Annotated in this window: 15 protein-coding genes; 8 read left to right on the top strand and 7 right to left on the bottom strand. The window is 39.0% G+C overall.

The genetic code is table 11. The features are described 5' to 3' along the window. Positions 1-39 precede the first annotated feature (39 nt). On the top strand, positions 40-411 hold the full coding sequence (locus LMF89_RS18210) for an FxLYD domain-containing protein (protein WP_229536320.1): 372 nt from the start codon (positions 40-42) through the stop codon (positions 409-411). A gap of 193 nt (positions 412-604) precedes the next feature. Here the strand turns inward: LMF89_RS18210 and LMF89_RS18205 are convergent, their stop codons facing one another. Then, the gene (locus LMF89_RS18205; RefSeq protein ID WP_255711512.1) at positions 605-1,189 is read right to left on the bottom strand and encodes an ATP-dependent Clp protease proteolytic subunit; all 585 of its coding nucleotides are present in this window, start codon (positions 1,187-1,189) and stop codon (positions 605-607) included. A 451-nt stretch (positions 1,190-1,640) separates the two neighbouring features. Between LMF89_RS18205 and LMF89_RS18200 the strand changes: the two genes are divergently transcribed. The 3 genes from LMF89_RS18200 to LMF89_RS18190 are packed head-to-tail and all read left to right on the top strand — an operon-like array spanning position 1,641 to position 3,894. Beyond that, positions 1,641-2,300 (top strand): nucleoside recognition domain-containing protein, encoded by a 660-nt coding sequence (locus tag LMF89_RS18200; protein ID WP_229536318.1) that lies wholly within the window; start codon positions 1,641-1,643, stop codon positions 2,298-2,300. Further along, on the top strand, positions 2,297-2,749 hold the full coding sequence (locus LMF89_RS18195) for a YjiG family protein (RefSeq protein WP_229536317.1): 453 nt from the start codon (positions 2,297-2,299) through the stop codon (positions 2,747-2,749). The genes LMF89_RS18200 and LMF89_RS18195 overlap by 4 nt, the downstream gene beginning before the upstream one ends. 23 nt (positions 2,750-2,772) lie before the next feature. Then, positions 2,773-3,894: an amidohydrolase gene (locus tag LMF89_RS18190; protein ID WP_229536316.1), complete on the top strand. Its 1,122-nt coding sequence runs from the start codon at positions 2,773-2,775 to the stop codon at positions 3,892-3,894. Between the two features lie 69 nt (positions 3,895-3,963). Here LMF89_RS18190 and LMF89_RS18185 read toward each other — a convergent pair whose 3' ends face one another. Beyond that, positions 3,964-4,806, bottom strand: coding sequence for an aldo/keto reductase (locus LMF89_RS18185; protein ID WP_229536315.1), 843 nt, complete (start codon positions 4,804-4,806; stop codon positions 3,964-3,966). A 180-nt stretch (positions 4,807-4,986) separates the two neighbouring features. Continuing rightward, positions 4,987-5,397, bottom strand: a complete 411-nt coding sequence (locus LMF89_RS18180) for a 3-hydroxyacyl-ACP dehydratase FabZ family protein (protein ID WP_229536314.1) — start codon at positions 5,395-5,397, stop codon at positions 4,987-4,989. 274 nt (positions 5,398-5,671) lie between these two features. On the opposite strand from LMF89_RS18180, the gene LMF89_RS18175 reads away from it, so the two are divergent. After that, positions 5,672-5,938 carry a DUF2651 family protein gene (locus LMF89_RS18175; RefSeq protein WP_229536313.1) on the top strand — a complete coding sequence of 89 codons (267 nt, stop codon included), beginning with the start codon at positions 5,672-5,674 and terminating at the stop codon, positions 5,936-5,938. A 99-nt stretch (positions 5,939-6,037) separates the two neighbouring features. Here the strand turns inward: LMF89_RS18175 and LMF89_RS18170 are convergent, their stop codons facing one another. The 3 genes from LMF89_RS18170 to LMF89_RS18160 are packed head-to-tail and all read right to left on the bottom strand — an operon-like array spanning position 6,038 to position 9,060. Continuing rightward, on the bottom strand, positions 6,038-7,354 hold the full coding sequence (locus LMF89_RS18170) for a class I adenylate-forming enzyme family protein (protein ID WP_229536312.1): 1,317 nt from the start codon (positions 7,352-7,354) through the stop codon (positions 6,038-6,040). Positions 7,355-7,357: 3 nt separating this feature from the next. Continuing rightward, positions 7,358-8,512 carry a thiolase family protein gene (locus tag LMF89_RS18165; RefSeq protein WP_229536311.1) on the bottom strand — a complete coding sequence of 385 codons (1,155 nt, stop codon included), beginning with the start codon at positions 8,510-8,512 and terminating at the stop codon, positions 7,358-7,360. After that, entirely contained in the window at positions 8,512-9,060 is a 549-nt protein-coding gene (locus LMF89_RS18160) for a biotin transporter BioY (protein ID WP_229536310.1), read from the bottom strand. Before LMF89_RS18160 ends, LMF89_RS18165 begins: the two co-directional genes overlap by 1 nt. Positions 9,061-9,319: 259 nt before the next feature. On the opposite strand from LMF89_RS18160, the gene LMF89_RS18155 reads away from it, so the two are divergent. Together LMF89_RS18155 and nifJ are read left to right on the top strand one after the other, a co-directional pair. Continuing rightward, a complete protein-coding gene (locus tag LMF89_RS18155) occupies positions 9,320-10,732 on the top strand; it encodes an aspartate aminotransferase family protein (RefSeq protein WP_229536309.1) in 1,413 nt (470 codons plus the stop codon). A 706-nt stretch (positions 10,733-11,438) separates the two neighbouring features. Next, a complete protein-coding gene (gene nifJ, locus LMF89_RS18150; protein ID WP_229536308.1) occupies positions 11,439-14,969 on the top strand; it encodes a pyruvate:ferredoxin (flavodoxin) oxidoreductase in 3,531 nt (1,176 codons plus the stop codon). A 119-nt stretch (positions 14,970-15,088) separates the two neighbouring features. On the opposite strand, the gene LMF89_RS18145 is transcribed toward nifJ, so the two are convergent. Then, on the bottom strand, positions 15,089-16,894 hold the full coding sequence (locus LMF89_RS18145; RefSeq protein ID WP_229536307.1) for a MutS family DNA mismatch repair protein: 1,806 nt from the start codon (positions 16,892-16,894) through the stop codon (positions 15,089-15,091). A 276-nt stretch (positions 16,895-17,170) separates the two neighbouring features. On the opposite strand from LMF89_RS18145, the gene LMF89_RS18140 reads away from it, so the two are divergent. Then, the gene (locus tag LMF89_RS18140; RefSeq protein ID WP_229536306.1) at positions 17,171-17,779 is read left to right on the top strand and encodes a hypothetical protein; all 609 of its coding nucleotides are present in this window, start codon (positions 17,171-17,173) and stop codon (positions 17,777-17,779) included. Positions 17,780-17,832: the final 53 nt, after the last annotated feature.

The following is a 17,832-nucleotide window of genomic DNA, read 5'->3' as shown; positions in this document are numbered from 1 at the left end:
GATAATTACATGGGTAATCCTACCCAAAAGGGGGCTCACATGATACATAGAAAAAGATATTTGTATTTATTCCTAGCTGCTTTATTTATGTTGAATGCAGCGCTAGGTATTTGCAGCGCTTCCGAAAGAATTAGTTCGGATTCAATAAAGTTTCAAAGAACGGGTTGGAATTTTGATTCTAAAGGGGCAAATGTTTTTGTTGGAACGCTGAAGAATGTTTCTGGTAAAGATGTCGAATTCATTGGGCTAAGGTGCGGTTTTTATGATGCCAATGGAGTACAGCTCGATCATGGCGTTGTCATACTACGGGATGTTTTAAAGGACGAATATGCTACATTCGAGTTCTATCCCTCTGCTCCAGATGGAACAGTTACAGCTACCATAACAAGTGTAGATGTATATATCAAATAATAAAGCTGACACATTCTTAAAAAAATAAAACGATTTGAACCACAAAGGCGCAAAGGACACAAAGGGGGATCATCAGCGGCATTGTGCCTTTGTGGTTCATAAAATCTTACGTTTTTTCACCTACAATGCATAAACACCTGCAAGAACTCAGATGAGAATTTGCAGGTGTTGTTTTTTGTTGTAATCTTAGTGATCAGAGATTCTTTAGCTCTGTGGATTCAGTAATGATTTGATTTACAATACCGTATTCGATTGCTTCTTGTGCGCCAAGCCAGTAATTTCTTTGCGTATCTTTTTCTATCTTTGACAAGGGTTGGCCAGTGCCATCACTAATTAGCTTGTTGATTCTAGAGCGCATTTTAATAATTTCATCAGCTTCAATTCGAATGTCACTGGCTTGTCCCTGGACTCCTCCAAGGGGCTGATGAATCATATAACGAGTGTTAGGCAGAGAATAACGATTTTCTTTAGCCGCTGCCAGATAAATGGTGATGCCGGCGCTGGCAACCCAGCCAGTACCAATCACGATGACGCGTGGTTTAACAAATTTGATCATATCGTGAATGGTATCGCCAGCCTCAACATGCCCTCCTTGGCTATTGATAAACAACTTGATTGGCTGATCTCCCGCTTCTTCTAAGATCAATAGTTGTGCCATTACTTTTGCTGCTACCGCTTGTGTAATTTCTCCAGAAATAATGATAGACCGGGTTTTTAAGATTCTTTCTTGCAGTTTTTCTTGATAACTTTCATTTTCATGGTGTTCCATAAATATCATTCCTTCCTTTTCCTGATTTCTATTGCAATCAAAGTTGTCGAAAGCATATAAGATTGATCTTCTTTATTCTTGAAAGAAATACCTGCTTTTTGTTTGACTCTATACAAAAAATTATAACGACAATCTAAGTCATGGACATTACAAATTGTGATTTATTAAAAAGTAAAGATTATATTTTTAAATTTAAAAATATAAAAAAAAGTAGCAGAAACCTCTTAAATGTAGTAGAATATAACAAATAGATATTTAAATGTAGTTATGACAGACAAACCAGTAGTAAAATTAACATCAAGAATATATATGAAATGAGACTTGGCAATGGCGCCTGGGTTTATTAACTCAAGGTGCTTATTTTTTATATAGAAGATGTAGAAGGAGGAATAAAAAAGGTCAACATGTTAGAGAAACCGTTGCCAAAGAATATTAGGATAGGAAATAGGAGGGTATACCAGTGGATAAACAAGAGAAACAAAATAATGCAGCAGATACGAAAGTTTCCATAAAAGGATATATCGCATTAGCAATGGCTCTAATCGTATTTTCAGGAATATTTGCTGGTGCACAAGGTTGGATTTCAGCATTTGATTTTGACACACTGTGTGGAAAATTCGGAACGATGAAGGATGGAAGTAAAGCAACTTTTGCTGGGATGGGTGGCAATGGTGCCAAAGATGGTTTTTTATTTGCCCTTGGTCTTCTTCCAAGTGTTATGCTGGCTATGGGAATTATTGAAGTTGTAGAGCATCTTGGTGGTCTTAAAGCGGCACAAAAATTACTATCACCAATTCTTCGTCCATTGCTGGGTATCCCCGGTATTACTGGTATTGCATTAGTTTCCAGTCTGCAAAGTACAGATGCTGGAGCGGGAATGACACGGGTATTATATGATACTGGCGAAATTACAGAAAAAGAAAAATTGATTTTTTCTGCCTTTCAATTTACAGCAGGCGGTACGGTAACCAATTATCTAAGTTCAGGTTCCGCTTTATTTTCATTTTTGACGGTACCCATGTCGATACCCTTAGTTGTACTGTTGGTAATGAAAATAGTTGGTGCTAATATTATGCGACTGTATGTAACTAAGTTTTGCAAAGAGGAGCTGAGCTCATGAATGATAAAACAGTAATCGATGTTTTTGTCGATGGTGCAAAAAAAGGCTGGCATGTGGGGATCAATAATATAATCCCAAATGTACTTATGGCGTATGTATGTATTCAAATCTTAAAACTTACAGGGTTATTAGATTTATTAGGGAATGTATTTGCTCCTGTTATGGCTATCTTTGGTTTGCCAGGCCAGGCGATCATGGTATTAATTAGTGCTCTGATGTCAATGGGTGGTGCTGTGGGAGTAGCTCATGCTCTTTATACCAATGGTGTTCTTACTGGTACTCACATTACGATTCTAATTCCTGCAATTTACCTCATGGGGTCAAAGATTCAATACTTAGGTCGCTTATTAGGCACGGTGGGTGTCAATCCCAAGTATTATCCCATTATGTTAGGAATTTCTATTTGTAATGCTATAATCTCCATGTTCATTATGCGACTGCTTGCGTAAAATAAATATAGGAAGGTATTACTATGAATGATTTAGCAAAAAGAGTTAAAGAAGTCTGGAGTTTTCTTCATACTATACCTGAGGTTGGTTTTGAAGAATTTAAAACAGCAGCTTATTTGGCCCAGGAGCTTAGAAAAACAAATTTTGATGTAAAAACAGGAATCGGTGGGACTGGCGTAATTGGAATGTTAGATAGTGGTCATCCAGGACCTACGATTTGCTTGCGTGGGGATATGGATGCGTTAGCCCACCATATTAATAATCAAGACTGTGCGATTCATTCTTGTGGTCATGATGCCCATTCGGCTATGGTATTGACTGTGGCTGAATACATAGCGGCTCAGGGTATTAAAAAGGGTAAGGTAAAAATTTTATTTCAACCAGCAGAAGAAAAATTATTTGGCGCCCTTCGTACCATTGAAGACGGTGCGATTGATGATGTAGATGTTCTTCTGGGAATCCATTTACGACCCATTCAAGAGGCAAAGCTAAATCAAGCGACTTCAGCACTGTGCCATGGGGCCAGTTATGTAATGGAGGCAGAAATTCAAGGCAAGGCTAGTCATGGGGCTAGACCACATTTAGGGATTAATGCGATTGATGGTGCTGCAGCAGTGGTGAATGCCATTAATGCGATTCATATGAATCCAGTTATTCCAGCAACTGTTAAAGTTACAAAACTACAAGCGGGCGGTGCCGCGCTAAATGCCATTCCAGACATTGCAAAGATGGCTTTTGATTTACGTGCTCAAGATAATCTGACTATGGAAGAACTGCAAAAGAAAGCCGTACAAGCAATCGAAGGGGGAGCCTCTAGCGTAGGTGCCCGTGCTGCGGTTCGATTGTTAGGCGGTTGTCCGGCAGCTGTTTATCATGATGATGTCATTGTTTTAGCGAGAAAAGCCATTATAGCTGTGCTGGGAGAAGACGGTTTACTTGATCCAATTACCACGCCTGGCGGCGAAGATTTTCATTTTTTTGCCCAGCATAAACCTAGCTTAAAAACAGGTTATATTGGTTTGGGAGCAGATTTAACGCCTGGATTACATAGTCCGGATATGGTCTTTGATCAAGCGGCACTGATTAACGGTGTTCAAATTCTCATTTATATGGTGAATGAGCTAATTGGTATCGGTAAAGGATAAACGTATGACACGAAGTACATCCGTATATGAAGTAGCACCACTCTAGAAAGAGTGGTGCTACTTAGCGTATTAAAAATTAAAATTGTCTGGATCAGAGCCAACGCGCTGGTTTTGATTTAAAGCATCGATTTGTTCCAGATCTTCTTTGGTCAGCTCGAAATCAAACACATTTGAATTTTCAATGATACGGTGTTCCTTTATTGATTTAGGAATGGTTACGACATCATTCTGCAAGTCCCAGCGTATGATCACCTGAGCTATTGATTTGCCGTATTTGTCAGCAATCCCTTGTAATGTAGGATTATCTAACAGCTTGCCCTGCATCAAGGGAGACCATGCTTCAAACTGGATGCCTTGTTCTTTACAAAAGGCTCGCAGTTCTTTTTGTATGAGGCGGGGATGAAATTCCACTTGATTGATCATTGGTTTGATGGTAGAACCCTGGAATACATCTTTCAAATGATGAACATGGAAATTACTGACTCCGATGGCGCGAACTCGCCCTTCATGATAGATGCGTTCTAAGGCTCTCCATGTATCTTTATATTTTCCTTTTACTGGCCAGTGAATCAGATATAAATCCAGATAATCTAAATCAAGTTTTTTTAGGCTTGTTTGATAGGCTTCTAAGGTGGAGTCGTATCCTTGATCTGCATTCCAGACTTTTGAGGTTACAAACAAGTCTTCTCTAGCAATACCAGCTTCCTGCAAACCCTCTTTAATACCTTGGCCTACGCCTTCCTCGTTTCCGTAAATAGCTGCTGTATCAATACTTCGATAACCATATTTGATGGCAGTCCTTACAGCGTCAACAACTTCAGAACCTTCTTTTACCTTAAAGACTCCTAAACCAAGCCAAGGAATTTTTACTCCATTCGCTAATGTGATTGTATCTTGCAGATTCTTTGCCATAATACGATAACCTCCTATTTTTATTAATACACGTTACATATCTACTAAAGAATACCATTTATATGTTGAGTATATAGTTGATTTTGAATTTCCACAAGTAGGCACTTTTAAGTGACAGATATTTTATCAGTATAAGGCAGTGAATTTCTTTGATGCAGTAAAGCGTATAAAAGAACATGCTTACAACTTGAGACACAGCCAGGTTGCATCTACAATTTTCTTTCCTTCACAGGAAGCAGTTCCGGTTTGTTTGAGTATTTTATCGGTAATCTTAAGATTCTTCACGATCATGGTAACTGGGATATTGGGTTCAACAAAATCGAAAAAACGAGCAGTTTCGATAGATGCTAAACCCCATAAGGCTTTAGTAAATAGTCCTGTGTCATTGACTCCTGCACCGCCGCATTGCACGATGGATTCAATCAGAATGGAATGAGGCACGATTTTTTTGCCAGGGAAATATTCTTGAAAATATAGAAAGGTTGCATCATAAGTTTTCCTTCCTATGATCTCATCTCGATTTGCAGAAATAATTTCGTCAACAAATAAAAATGGATAGCGTTGTGGGAGCAATGTTTCAATAGCCTTCATGCACGAAGCCTCCTAAAAGGATATGTTTATTCTACAGGTAACAGTCCATTGGGGAATAAAAAGGTCAGATTCTCTAGGGAGAGATTCTGACCTTTTTATGATGTGTAAATGTTTTGATTCTTTAAGTTGATTCTATCAATTTTTTCATTTAAATTCAATGATATTCAGGAAGAAAGATGGTTTTCTGCAGCAAAAGCTAGGAGATTTGAGATCAAGAAAAATTTTCTATTTAGTGTTATAATAGAATACACTAGAATTTTAAGGAGGAAGAAAGATGCTTTATAGGTATATTGATATGAATCCTTTTTTGCTTACTATGGGAATCATGCCTGCTATAGCCGTTTTTCTAGGAATATCTGCTATTGTTTTAAAAAAGAAATATATAGCCATCGTTATTTCATTTCTTTTGCCTTTAGTATTTATAACGACAAATCGGGAGACTTTTATTGCCAATCTCGATGCCTGGCTTTTTTGGGGAGTACTATATGGAGCAATTACCTATGGAACTGAAAAGTTATTAGCATATGTAAGAAAGAAATAAATAAAAGAATAGCGATGTCATTTCTCAACTAGAGAAGGTATAAGTTTTGTTCCCTTTGTGTCCTTTGCGTCTTTGTGGTTCATAAATTTATTTTATATTTTAAGGATGCGAAGCGTTTTTTAGGCTGATTCTATCAATTTTTCCATTTGAATTTAATGGTATTTCATCAAGAAAGATAATTCTTTGAGGACAATAATGGGGACGCATTTTCTTATGGCAAAAATCTAGGACCTCGCCAGCTGTCAGAGTTGGCTGATTTTTAACAATCCATGTACAGACTTTTTGTCCCCGTATTGGATCATCAATTCCTCCGACAACGACTTGAGCGATTCCAGGGCATTGGAGCAGAACTGCTTCTACCTGCTCTGGGATTACTTTGATGCCCCCAGTATTGATGATGCCATGCTTACGTCCCAATAAATATAAATAGCCTTTCTCATCTAATCGGCCTAAATCCTCTACAGATGCTTTTGGTCGATAGGCGGGAGCGATATAGGGACTTTCGATCCAGATGATATCATCTTCAATTGAGATGATTACGTGAGGGAATGCCCGGCCTACGGAATCGGGACGTTCTAAAAGATCTTTGGCAGTGGAGTAACTCACATGACCAAGTTCGCTCGCACCATAGTATTCAACGATTTTTGCTGATGGAAAGTACGCTAGGAGGGCTTGGAGAGTCGGCAGATCCATCTTTGCTCCACAGGTTACTAGTGAATGCAGCTTTGGCAGTGGAGCTTTCATATTCTTAAGCAAGATTTTATAGTTTGCAGGCACCATAAAAATAGCACTTATATAGCAGGATTCTATCTCTCGCACCCAGGTGCGAGGCATGTGAGTGCTGGCAAACATCACAGTGCCGCCTTCAAACAGAACATGCAGACAGGCATTCAAGTTTGCAGTATATACCAGGGAACTCACTAAATAGAGAGTATCTGCATTTGAAAGTTGAAAAACCATGCTTTGACTCGGAAAAGCCCTAGTCCAGCTTTGGTGATCACGCCATATTAACTTAGGAGTTCCAGTGCTTCCCGAGCTCAAGGCCCCTAAAAAGAGATCTTCTGGGTGAATCTCTGGCAATAATGGAGTAGAGGCGGCTGGAAGCTGAAAACTTTCATCGATATACAGTGTTAATTGATGAGTATCCATAAGAGCTGCACATACTTCTTCCGAGGTGGAAGTATCGATGAAGACACAAGCGCCTCCTGCTTTGATGATCCCAAAGAAATAACATAGTTGGGAAAGAGGGTCGGCAAGTTTAAGCAAAACTTTGTCACCCTTTTTTATTTGCACTGCAAGGTGATGGGCAAGATCATCACCTTGTTGAGTAAATTGCCGATAGGTAAGACGTATATTGCCATACATGAGACAAATTTTATCTTCTGGCTTTGCATATAAACCATTATAAATCAGCATTTTTTAACACCTTTCAATAAGGGTTGCAATTCCCATGCCTCCTACGGCTCCGATCGCAGCAATTCCCCGCTGGCCGTCTACTTGCTGCAAGGCTTTTAGTAAATGCAGTAAGATGATTGCTCCAGAGGCTCCATAGGGATGACCATAGGCTAAGGCACCTCCCAGCATATTGGTCTTATCCAGACTAAAATTCAATTGACGGCAGCAGGCCAGGATTTTTACGGCAAAAGCCTCATTAATTTCAAGGGCATCGATGTCCTTTACCTGTAATTTGTTTTGCCGCAATAATTTTTGAATGGAGTCAACGGGTCCTAATGGGAAAAGGTTGGGGTCACAGCCACAGCTTGCTGTACCAGTTATCATTGCTTGTGGTTTTAAATTATATTTGTTTACCGCATTTGAAGAGGCCAGGAGAATTAGGGCGGCTCCATCATGTTTTAAGCAGGTATTTCCCGCTGTGATTTTGCCTTCTGCCTTAAAAACCGGTTGCATTCGTTCTAAGAGTTTCAGACTCATACGGCTTCTGATACATTCATCGGAATGAATGACTTTTCCTGCTGTTTGGATAGGAGTGATGATATCCTTAAATACATCTTGTTCTTTTGTCATAGAGGCTCTTCTATGACTTTCAAGAGCTAATGCATCCATATCTTCTCGAGAAATGGACAGATATTCTGCAAGGTATTCTGCTGCATCCCCGACTTCTGGATCACCGACTGCTGGAGTGGAGAAGGGGGCTCTTTCGTAATACACCTGCTCCCCTTGAAAGCGTGGATCAGCAGGATTGAACTGCCGTCTAGGAGCCAGACTCGTGCTTTCGACGCCTCCGGCGAGTAATAGTTCGGTCTGACCCGATTGGATTTGACTAACGGCCAAATTAATAGCACTTAATCCGGAACCGCACTGGGTATCAACGGTAATAGCAGGAATACTATACGGCCAGCCTGCTGCAAGCACCGAAACCCTGGCAATATTACCGCCTGGACCTACCGCATTTCCCAAGATGACTTGATCGATGTCATTTGGCGATAGGCTGTATTTATGAATTACTTCATTTAAGATAATAGATGCGAGTTGTTCAGGCAGTAGATCTTTTAAAAATCCGTCTGTTTTTCCTATGGGGGTTCTCAGACCACCAATCATATATACTGGATTCATCAGTGCGATCCAGCTTTTTGGAGTTGCCGATTCACAGCTGCGCCTACAACCGTTGCGACAAAGGCTTTAAATAAATCTCCTGGTATATAGGGAAGAGCACCGACAGTGAAGGCCTTTTCTAATCCCATGCCTGTAACAAAACCCAGCCATAGTACTCCGAAAGTATAAACAATAATGATACCACCTAATACATTTACGAGAGCCAGACGCCATTTGTTATTGCTTTGTCCTTTTAATAGGGCAATCACAATGGCTCCAGCTAAGAAGCCAAGGAGATATCCACCTCTCGGGCCGACAATAATGCCAATTCCCCCTGTCATACCTGCAAAGACAGGCACGCCTACGGCACCAAGCAGTAAAAAGGTCAATACGCTGTAAGCAGCTTGTCTTACTGTTAGTATGCTGCCTGCCAGCATAATGGCCAGAGACTGACCTGTGACAGGAACAGGACTAATTGGCAGTGGTATGGCAACTAGTCCGAGTACTGCGATTAAAGCTGCGAAAAGTGCTGCATAAACAAAATCAGTTACGTTATTTCTTCTTGACATTATTCTCCTCCATGATCAGCGTAAAAAATACGTTTTAGCCGTTCTAATATTCATAACTCAAGAAAAAGTATAAATGAATCAGATCATCTAGTCAACCATATAAATCAAAAAGGTTAACTAAAGTTGGTTGGGTAAAACTGAATCATTCTTTCAATTGGAGAATGAGAAGATTTAGAGGGAATAACTGCTAGTATGGAGAATATTTTAATAAATGAGTGTGTACAATATGTGCACATGTTTTAGATAAGGAGGAATAGCAGTGGAAAGACAAATCAGAGAGGTAATGCCTGGGTTTTTAGGACTTAGGGAAGCGATGGAGTTATCCCGGGAGGAAAATCGGGATAATCATCGGAAATTTATCAATCCGGAGTTAGTCAATCTTATGGGGCTTTTGAATTTTGACAAGTCCTTTGTAAAAGCGCAAGGGGTATCGATATGGGATAGAGAAGGTCATGAATACTTAGATTTTTTAGGGGGATATGGGGCGTTGAATCTAGGTCATAATCATCCTGAAATCAATGCAGCGCTTGAAGCAGTGCAGGAACTTCCCAATTTGCTTCAAGCATCTTTAAATCCTATAGCAGGAGCGTTAGGACGAAATTTAGCCCTATTCACTCCTGGAGAACTGCAGTACTCATTTTTCTGCAATAGTGGGGCAGAAGCAGTGGAAGGGGCTTTAAAACTAGCTAGAGCCGCGACCGGAAGAATCAAATTTATTTCTTGTGAGAGTTCTTTTCATGGCAAATCCTTCGGGGCTTTGTCGGTAACAGGTCGAGAGAAATATAGGAAGCCTTTTGAACCCTTACTGCCAGGTGTAGATTTTATTCCTTATGGAGATGCCGAAGCTCTGAAAAAAGCTTTGAGTCAGTATGATGTAGCGGCTTTTATCGTAGAGCCCATTCAAGGCGAAGCCGGAATTATTGTTCCACCGGAAGGTTATTTGAAGAAAGTTCGGGATATTTGCAGCAATTACAATACACTGCTAATTCTGGATGAAATCCAAACCGGATTTGGACGTACAGGAAAGCTGTTTGCCTGCGAGGAGGATAACATTGCTCCCGATATTTTATGCTTGTCCAAATCATTTGGGGGCGGATCAACGTCATTAGCTGCCTATACCACAACCGAAGAGATATGGAAAAAAGCCTATGGCAGCGTTGAAAAGGGAACACTGCATACTTCTACTTTCGGTGGAAATTCCCGGGCGGCAGCAGCCGGAATTACCACCTTAGAAATTCTGTTTAGAGATGATTTATCCCGCCAGGCAGCCGAAAAGGGAGAATATCTCATGGGGAAATTGAAGGAGCTGCAGAAGAAATATCCCTTCTTAAAAGAGGTTCGCGGCAGAGGCCTTATCATTGGACTTGAATTTGCTCAGCCTGAAAAGGGGCTGCTCAATCGGCTGACTGGGGGAGCATTAGAAAAATTAGCCAATGAATATTTAGGTGCTATGGTCGCAGGAGAGCTTTTAAATAAACATCGGATCATTACAGCTTATACGTTGAATAATCCGAATGTAATACGCTTAGAACCACCTCTAATTGTATCTTATGAACAGCTCGACAAATTACTGGCGGCTTTAGATGAAATTTTCGCAAATAATAAGGGCTTTGGCGATATGGTGATAGCCAGCAGTAAAACGATTTTGGGGAATTTGATCGGCAGATCATAAACATGGAATAAACCTAGTGTATCCTACAAAGACACTCTATTTTTGTTAAATAATAAATTAAAAGATACTATTTGTCCATTATGAGCAAATAGTATCTTTTTGTAATTCAAGTACTATCAGAAGCGAGATCTTTTGCCTAGGAAAGTCTAAGCCGCTTTTAAAACATGCAGTATACCTTGTGCAAGAGAATCTGAATCACAAAAAATACTTTCAGCAGCCAAAACGCCACCTTGAATAGAACTTTAAGTATTTATAACATTTTTATCTGAGAATTGAATATCATGTTTTATACACGTATCAATAAAACCATGACTTCGTAGTGTCATTGCCAGATAAGGATCTTTAAAATGCACCACTCCAATATCTGTAATGCCCTTGTTCATTAATAACTTAGCTGCTTTCTTACGACGTCAAAATTGTCTATCGTAATAGTATATTGTTCCGAAGCGATTATAAAGTACAGTTGGTATTTTCGGAAAATTATTATGTAAATACTCCATGTCAGATATAGAGGTATTTGCAATGCCGCATTGAAAGTATGATTACTTTGAAGTCCTTTCTCTAAAAATAAAGGGCCACATTTATAAGGGCAAATTACTGTATTTCTAAAGTAGTATATAAAAAATTCGTGTAGAATATTTAGTCACTGGTTGACAGTATATCGATATACTGAATGAATTATGATTATGGTGAAAGGGGTAAGTTTATGGGTAAAGTAATGAAAACAATGGATGGCAACGAAGCAGCGGCGTACATTTCTTATGTATTCACTGAAGTTGCTACAATTTATCCAATCACGCCGTCATCTCCAATGGCAGAACATGTAGATTTATGGTCGGCAAAAGGTAAGAAAAATTTATTTGGTCAAACAGTAAGATTGGTAGAAATGCAATCGGAAGCAGGGGCAATTGGTGCTATGCACGGTTCCTTAGAAGCAGGGACGTTGGCCACTTCTTACACCGCATCCCAAGGACTGCTTTTAATGATACCAACAATGTATAGATTATCAGGACAACTGAAACCGGGTGTACTTCATGTAACTGCACGTACAGTAGGAACTCATGCTTTCTCGATATTTGGCGATCACTCCGATGTTATGGCTTGTAGGCAAACGGGCTTTGCGATGCTATCAACGGGCAGTGTTCAAGAAGTTATGGATTTAGCAGGTATTGCACATCTTGCAGCTATCGAAAGCAGTGTCCCTTTTATGCATTTCTTTGATGGATTTAGAACGTCTCATGAAATTCAAAAAGTGGAATGTATCGATTATAAAGATTTGAGCAGCATGTTAAATGAAGAAGCTTTGGAAGACTTCCGTAAAAATTCTTTGAATCCAGAAAGACCTGTGATGAGAAGCGGGGTAGAAAATCCAGATGTTTTCTTCCAGGCAAGAGAAGCGTCCAATCCATACTATGATAGACTACCTAGTATTGTAGAAAATTACATGAATAAAATTAATAAACTCACAGGCAGAAATTATAAATTATTTAATTATTATGGTGCAGAAGATGCCGAATATGTAATTGTTGCCATGGGCTCTGTAAGTGGAGCCATTCAAGAAACTGTTGATGCATTAAATAAGCAGGGACAAAAAACAGGATATCTGCAAGTTCACCTGTACAGACCATTTTCCTTAGAGCATTTCTTAAAAGATTTGCCAAGTACAATAAGGAAAGTGACTGTATTGGATAGAACCAAGGAGCCGGGTGCGTTGGGTGAGCCATTGTACTTGGATGTTTGTTCGGCATTTATTAATAAGGCTGTAAGACCTCAAATCTTTGCTGGACGTTATGGACTATCTTCAAAAGATGTTACCCCAGCTCAAATTGTAGCTGTTTATAATAACATGATAAAAAATGAGCCCAAAAACCATTTTACCGTAGGCATTCATGATGATCTTACTTATTTATCGTTAACTGTAGGAGAAGAATTAGATCTTGCTGCTGAAGGAACTATTAGCTGTAAGTTTTGGGGCCTTGGTTCAGACGGTACTGTTGGTGCCAATAAAAATTCGATTAAAATCATTGGGGATCATACAGATATGTATGTTCAGGCCTATTTCGAATATGATACGAAGAAATCTGGCGGTATTACAAAATCACATTTACGTTTTGGTAAAACACCGATTCGCTCTAGTTATTATGTAAAAACAGCAGATTTTGTAGCTTGTCATAATCCTTCTTATATTGATAAATACGATATTGTAAGTGATATTAAAGATAATGGCATCTTCTTATTAAACTGTAGCTGGAAGGGAAATGAGCTAGAAAAAAACCTGCCGGCAAGTGTAAAGAGAGCTTTAGTCAAAAAGAATATTCAATTTTATATTATTGATGCAACCTACATTGCGAAAGAAATTGGTTTGGGCAATCGTACCAATACTATATTGCAGGCAGCTTTCTTTAAATTAGCAAGAGTTATTCCTGTGCCCCAGGCTGTTGAATACATGAAAGCAGCAATCCTCAAGTCCTATGGTCAAAAGGGCGATAAAGTGATTCATATGAACTATGCTGCTGTAGATCAAGGAGTCATTGGTGCAGAAAAAATTGAAGTTCCGGCATCTTGGCTTGATGCGGTGGATGCGGTCGTAGCTGCCAATGAAAGTCTGCCCGATTTTGTTAAGAATATTATGATTCCGATCAATGCGCAAAAAGGTGATGATATTCCTGTTAGCGCCTTTGCTGCAAGAGCAGACGGTACATTCCCTATGGGAACATCTGCTTATGACAAGCGAGGTATTGCTGTAGATGTTCCGGAGTGGATTGCTGATAATTGTATTCAATGTAATCAGTGTTCCTATGTTTGTCCTCATGCGGCCATCAGACCTTTCTTAGTCACTGAAGAAGAAACAGCAGCAGCACCGCAGGGATATAAGACTAAAAAAGCCAATGGCGGATCTAGCTTCGGAAAGTATAACTATAGAATGCAGGTAGATGTACTAGATTGCTATGGTTGTGGAAGTTGTGCACAAGTTTGTCCTGCAAAAGAAAAAGCACTTGCTATGAAGCCTTTGGCAAGTCAAAAAGCGGAGATCGAAAACTGGGATTATTCATTGAAACTTTCCCACAAAGAAAACCCCTTAGATAAATTTAGTGTAAAAGGAAGTCAATTCGAACAGCCCCTCCTTGAGTTTTCTGGTGCATGTGCTGGCTGTGGTGAAACACCCTATATGAAACTGATGACCCAGCTTTATGGAGATCGAATGTATGTAGCGAATGCAACCGGCTGTACACAAGCATGGGGCGCAGCTGTACCATGCTTCCCGTATACCGTCAATAAAGATGGGCATGGTCCTGCATGGTCAAACTTTTTATTTGAAAGCAATGCTGAATTCAGTTTGGGTATGTGCTTAGCGGTTCAACAGCAAAGACAAAGACTTGCTATGAAGTTAGAAGAGTTGTCAACGCTTACGAAGGATGAGACACTCAAAACAGCAATCAGCAAATGGCTGGAAAATATTGACCAAGGTAGTGTAAGTAAAGTCGTAAGTAACTCTTTAGTGAAGGCTTTGGAGTCAGCAGATCTTAGTGACGAAGAATTGGCCTTAAAAGAAAACGTATTGAATAACAAAGAACATCTTGTAAAAAAATCCTTGTGGATGTATGGAGGCGATGGCTGGGCTTATGATATTGGTTATGGCGGCTTAGATCATGTGCTGGCATCCAGAGAAGATGTTAATATTTTAGTGGTTGATACAGAAGTATATTCCAACACAGGCGGACAATCTTCAAAGGCTACTCCTATTGGTGCAGTGGCGCAATTTGCTTCATCAGGGAAAAAGATTCAGAAAAAGGATCTTGGTATGTTGGCCATGACCTATGGTTATGTATATGTTGCACAGGTTGCTATGGGAGCCAACCAATCACAATTAGTCAAAGCATTGCAAGAAGCTGAACAATTTAAGGGACCATCACTTGTTATTGCCTATGCGCCATGTATTAGTCATGGATTGACTAAAGGAATGGGGTATACCCAGCTGGAATCCAAAAATGCAGTTGAAGCAGGATATTGGCATCTGTATCGATATAACCCAATGCTTAAAGAAGAGGGCAAAAATCCATTTATTCTGGATTCGAAAGAACCGAAAGCAAATTTTAGAGATTTCCTGATGGGAGAAGTACGGTACTCATCCTTAGTGATAAATTTTCCTGGAGAAGCAGAAGAATTATTTACAGCAGCAGAAAAAGCGGCTAGAGAAAAATACGAAGCTTATAAAGAAATGGCAGCAAAGAAGTAAATAAAGGCAATGAAAAACTCCTTTTTGAGCAAGTAGTGCGATAAAACCAATATAACGCCAAAGCTCCTGCAGAAGTTATTAATTTTGTAGGAGCTTTGACGCTATATAAGAGTAATTGTCTATTTAGAATCATACAATTCAATGCCCACCATTCGCATCAAATATTTTGCATTGGTAGTTGTGCAGCGTCCACTGCGAAGTTTGTAATCAAACTGTATTTCATTATTTACATAGCTTTCGGTGAAATGATAATTTACGATTTTATTACCAGCTTCATCTTCTAGATTGCAGAGTTCAAAATCATGGGTGGAAATTAGTCCAATCACCCATGGTTTATTTAAATTCTTTAACACACTGGTAGCTCCAATTAGTCTATCGATTGAATTGGTACCGCGAAATATTTCATCAATTAAAAAAATCATGTCCTGCTTTTCATGTGAAAAGTCGATGATCATTTTTATGCGCAGCAGTTCGGCGTAGAAGGTGGATATACCGCTGTTTAAATCATCGCTGATTCTCATAGACGTAAAAATATTCATAATGGAACATTCCAGCTTAGTAGCGCAGACAGGGGCTCCGCAATAAGCCAAAACAAGATTGATTCCGATTGTCCGTAATAGAGTCGTCTTTCCTGACATATTCGATCCGGTTATGACACAGAGATTATTTTTGATTTCAATATTGTTGCGTATGCTTTTATCTTCAACGAGTAAGGGATGTCCAATGTCTGTTGCGGAAAATGCTAGGTTCTGCTCTACGAAATCAGGAAAAGCCCATTGTGGATGTATTTGTGAAATGACACCCAGACTTGCAATTGCTTCAAATTCGCCGATGATTCGAAACCATTTTCGGATCATTTTACCATTTTCTTTCTTCCAAGCTTCTAATGCAAATACACAATGAAAATCCCACAGTAAGAGAAAGTTCATAAGACAAAATGAAATGAAATTATAACGAAACTCGCTTGCAGCAACTATTCTTTCAAGCTGTTTTATTTGCAGTGAGGCAGATTTCTCAGCGTGAAACAATTCTGTTTGCAGGTGCATTAAGTGTCCATCTTGAAAGTTTTCTTTTTCAATTAGTTGAATGAAGTGATGGAACGCTTTAATTTTTTCTTTAAATTGAAACACCATATATAAGGTCAATGCATTCTTTGAAAATCCAATGGCTGTAATCACCATTTGTATAATAATTAGAATTAGCGGTACATAAATCGAAATCAGAAAGCCATTAAAGAATAAAACCATCGTTAGAATTGTTGCTGCAGGTACGATATAGAATATAATTTGCAGCAACTTTGTATATGACGGAGAGGATTTTTCTGCGTAAGCAATCAAAGTATCCGGATCATTCTTAACTTCAGCGGTAAGCATGCCTATGGACTGTAATTCTTCTACGAACTTGTCCTTTTGTGCCATTTCAGTTACAGAATTCTGACGTTTTTTTATAAGTGGGATATTTTTCTCAGGAGCAGTAAGAAGATCTCGTAATTGCTTTCTGCCATGGAAAGTATAAGTAACATTCATCCACTGAAACAAGGATTTTGCTCCGAAGAGATCCAAATCACTTGTATAGGGATGATTAGGATCTATAAATTCCTGCCCGTTATCTGTAAAATCAATCCAGCTTCCATCCATTCGGCTAAGATACTTTTCATTTATTTTAATTTTACAGATGAGCTTATTGAGTTCTCTTCTGATCTTTTGATGCTTGAAAACAAAATAACCAAAGAGAAGAAGGGATAAAAATAAGGCAGAATACCCATAAAGGGATTCAGCTTTAAGAAATGAAAAGCCAGTAACTCCTGCGCCTATTAAAAACACGAGCATTCGTATATTGCTAGTCTGATTAAATCGCTTGATTTGCTTTTCTTTTTGATCTTGATAGTGCTGCAAGCGATTTATAAATTTAGTATTGATTGACATATGTCCTCCTTTATTACTGAACAAACCACAGAATGATTTAGATCGTCTAATTATTAATATTATTTACCATTTGAGTATAAAACCCTTTAAAGTATTGTGTAAGTGTGCAGTATTTTGTAAGGGAATATCTGGGGGTATTCTTTGTTTTAAGCAAAGTCATGTTTATTCTTGTGGAAACTATTGCTAAGTGGTAGAATTGGATAGTTGCTATTTTAATAGTAGTGTATCTTTTATTGACTAAATAGTCATTTATTTCACTTGAGCGGAGGTTTTAGATTGAAATATTGTAAATGGTTCTTACTTGTGGGTGTTTTGTTGTCATATTTCATTACCCCTTATTTACCTGTTTCATGGGGGTGGGAAAATAGTCTGTTAGAATGGCTGCAGGTTGCCATATTAGTACTCGGTCTACTTTTAACCTGCGTATGGTGGGAGGAAGCCAGGTCAGCCGGAGATATTCCTGCTGCTCGCTTTCTGATTGGGGCTATACCTTTATGGTTATTGATGATTGGCAGAGAATTAAGCTGGGGGAGAGTATTTTATCCCAGTGGTTTTCATGCTATTGATGGCCCTTCTTTTCTTCCACTATCCCAATTGCCTTACGGTCCCTTTGTCAATCCACTGCTTGTGGTAATAATAGTAGTGTGGCTATGTGCGGTCATTAAATACGGCTTATATAAAATTCCCTATAAACTAATGCAAGAGCGCAGATTTCCCGTCACTGAGCTGGTAATTACGATTTTTGCATTTATATCTGCAGAGCTAGGCGAAAGGCATTTACATCTTCAGAATATGGAAGAATTTGATGAATGTCTTGCCTATCTAGGTTTAATCTTGACTTCTTTTTGTGTGAAAAATGCTTTACGTAAGACAATACAAAAATAATTTGAGCCAGTATCTAGAACTTTAGATACTGGCTCAAATTATTTTTGTCATTC

Source organism: Pelosinus baikalensis (assembly GCF_020819555.1).
GTDB classification, from domain to species: Bacteria; Bacillota; Negativicutes; order DSM-13327; family DSM-13327; genus Pelosinus; species Pelosinus baikalensis.
This window is presented reverse-complemented; position numbering and strand designations above follow the sequence as displayed.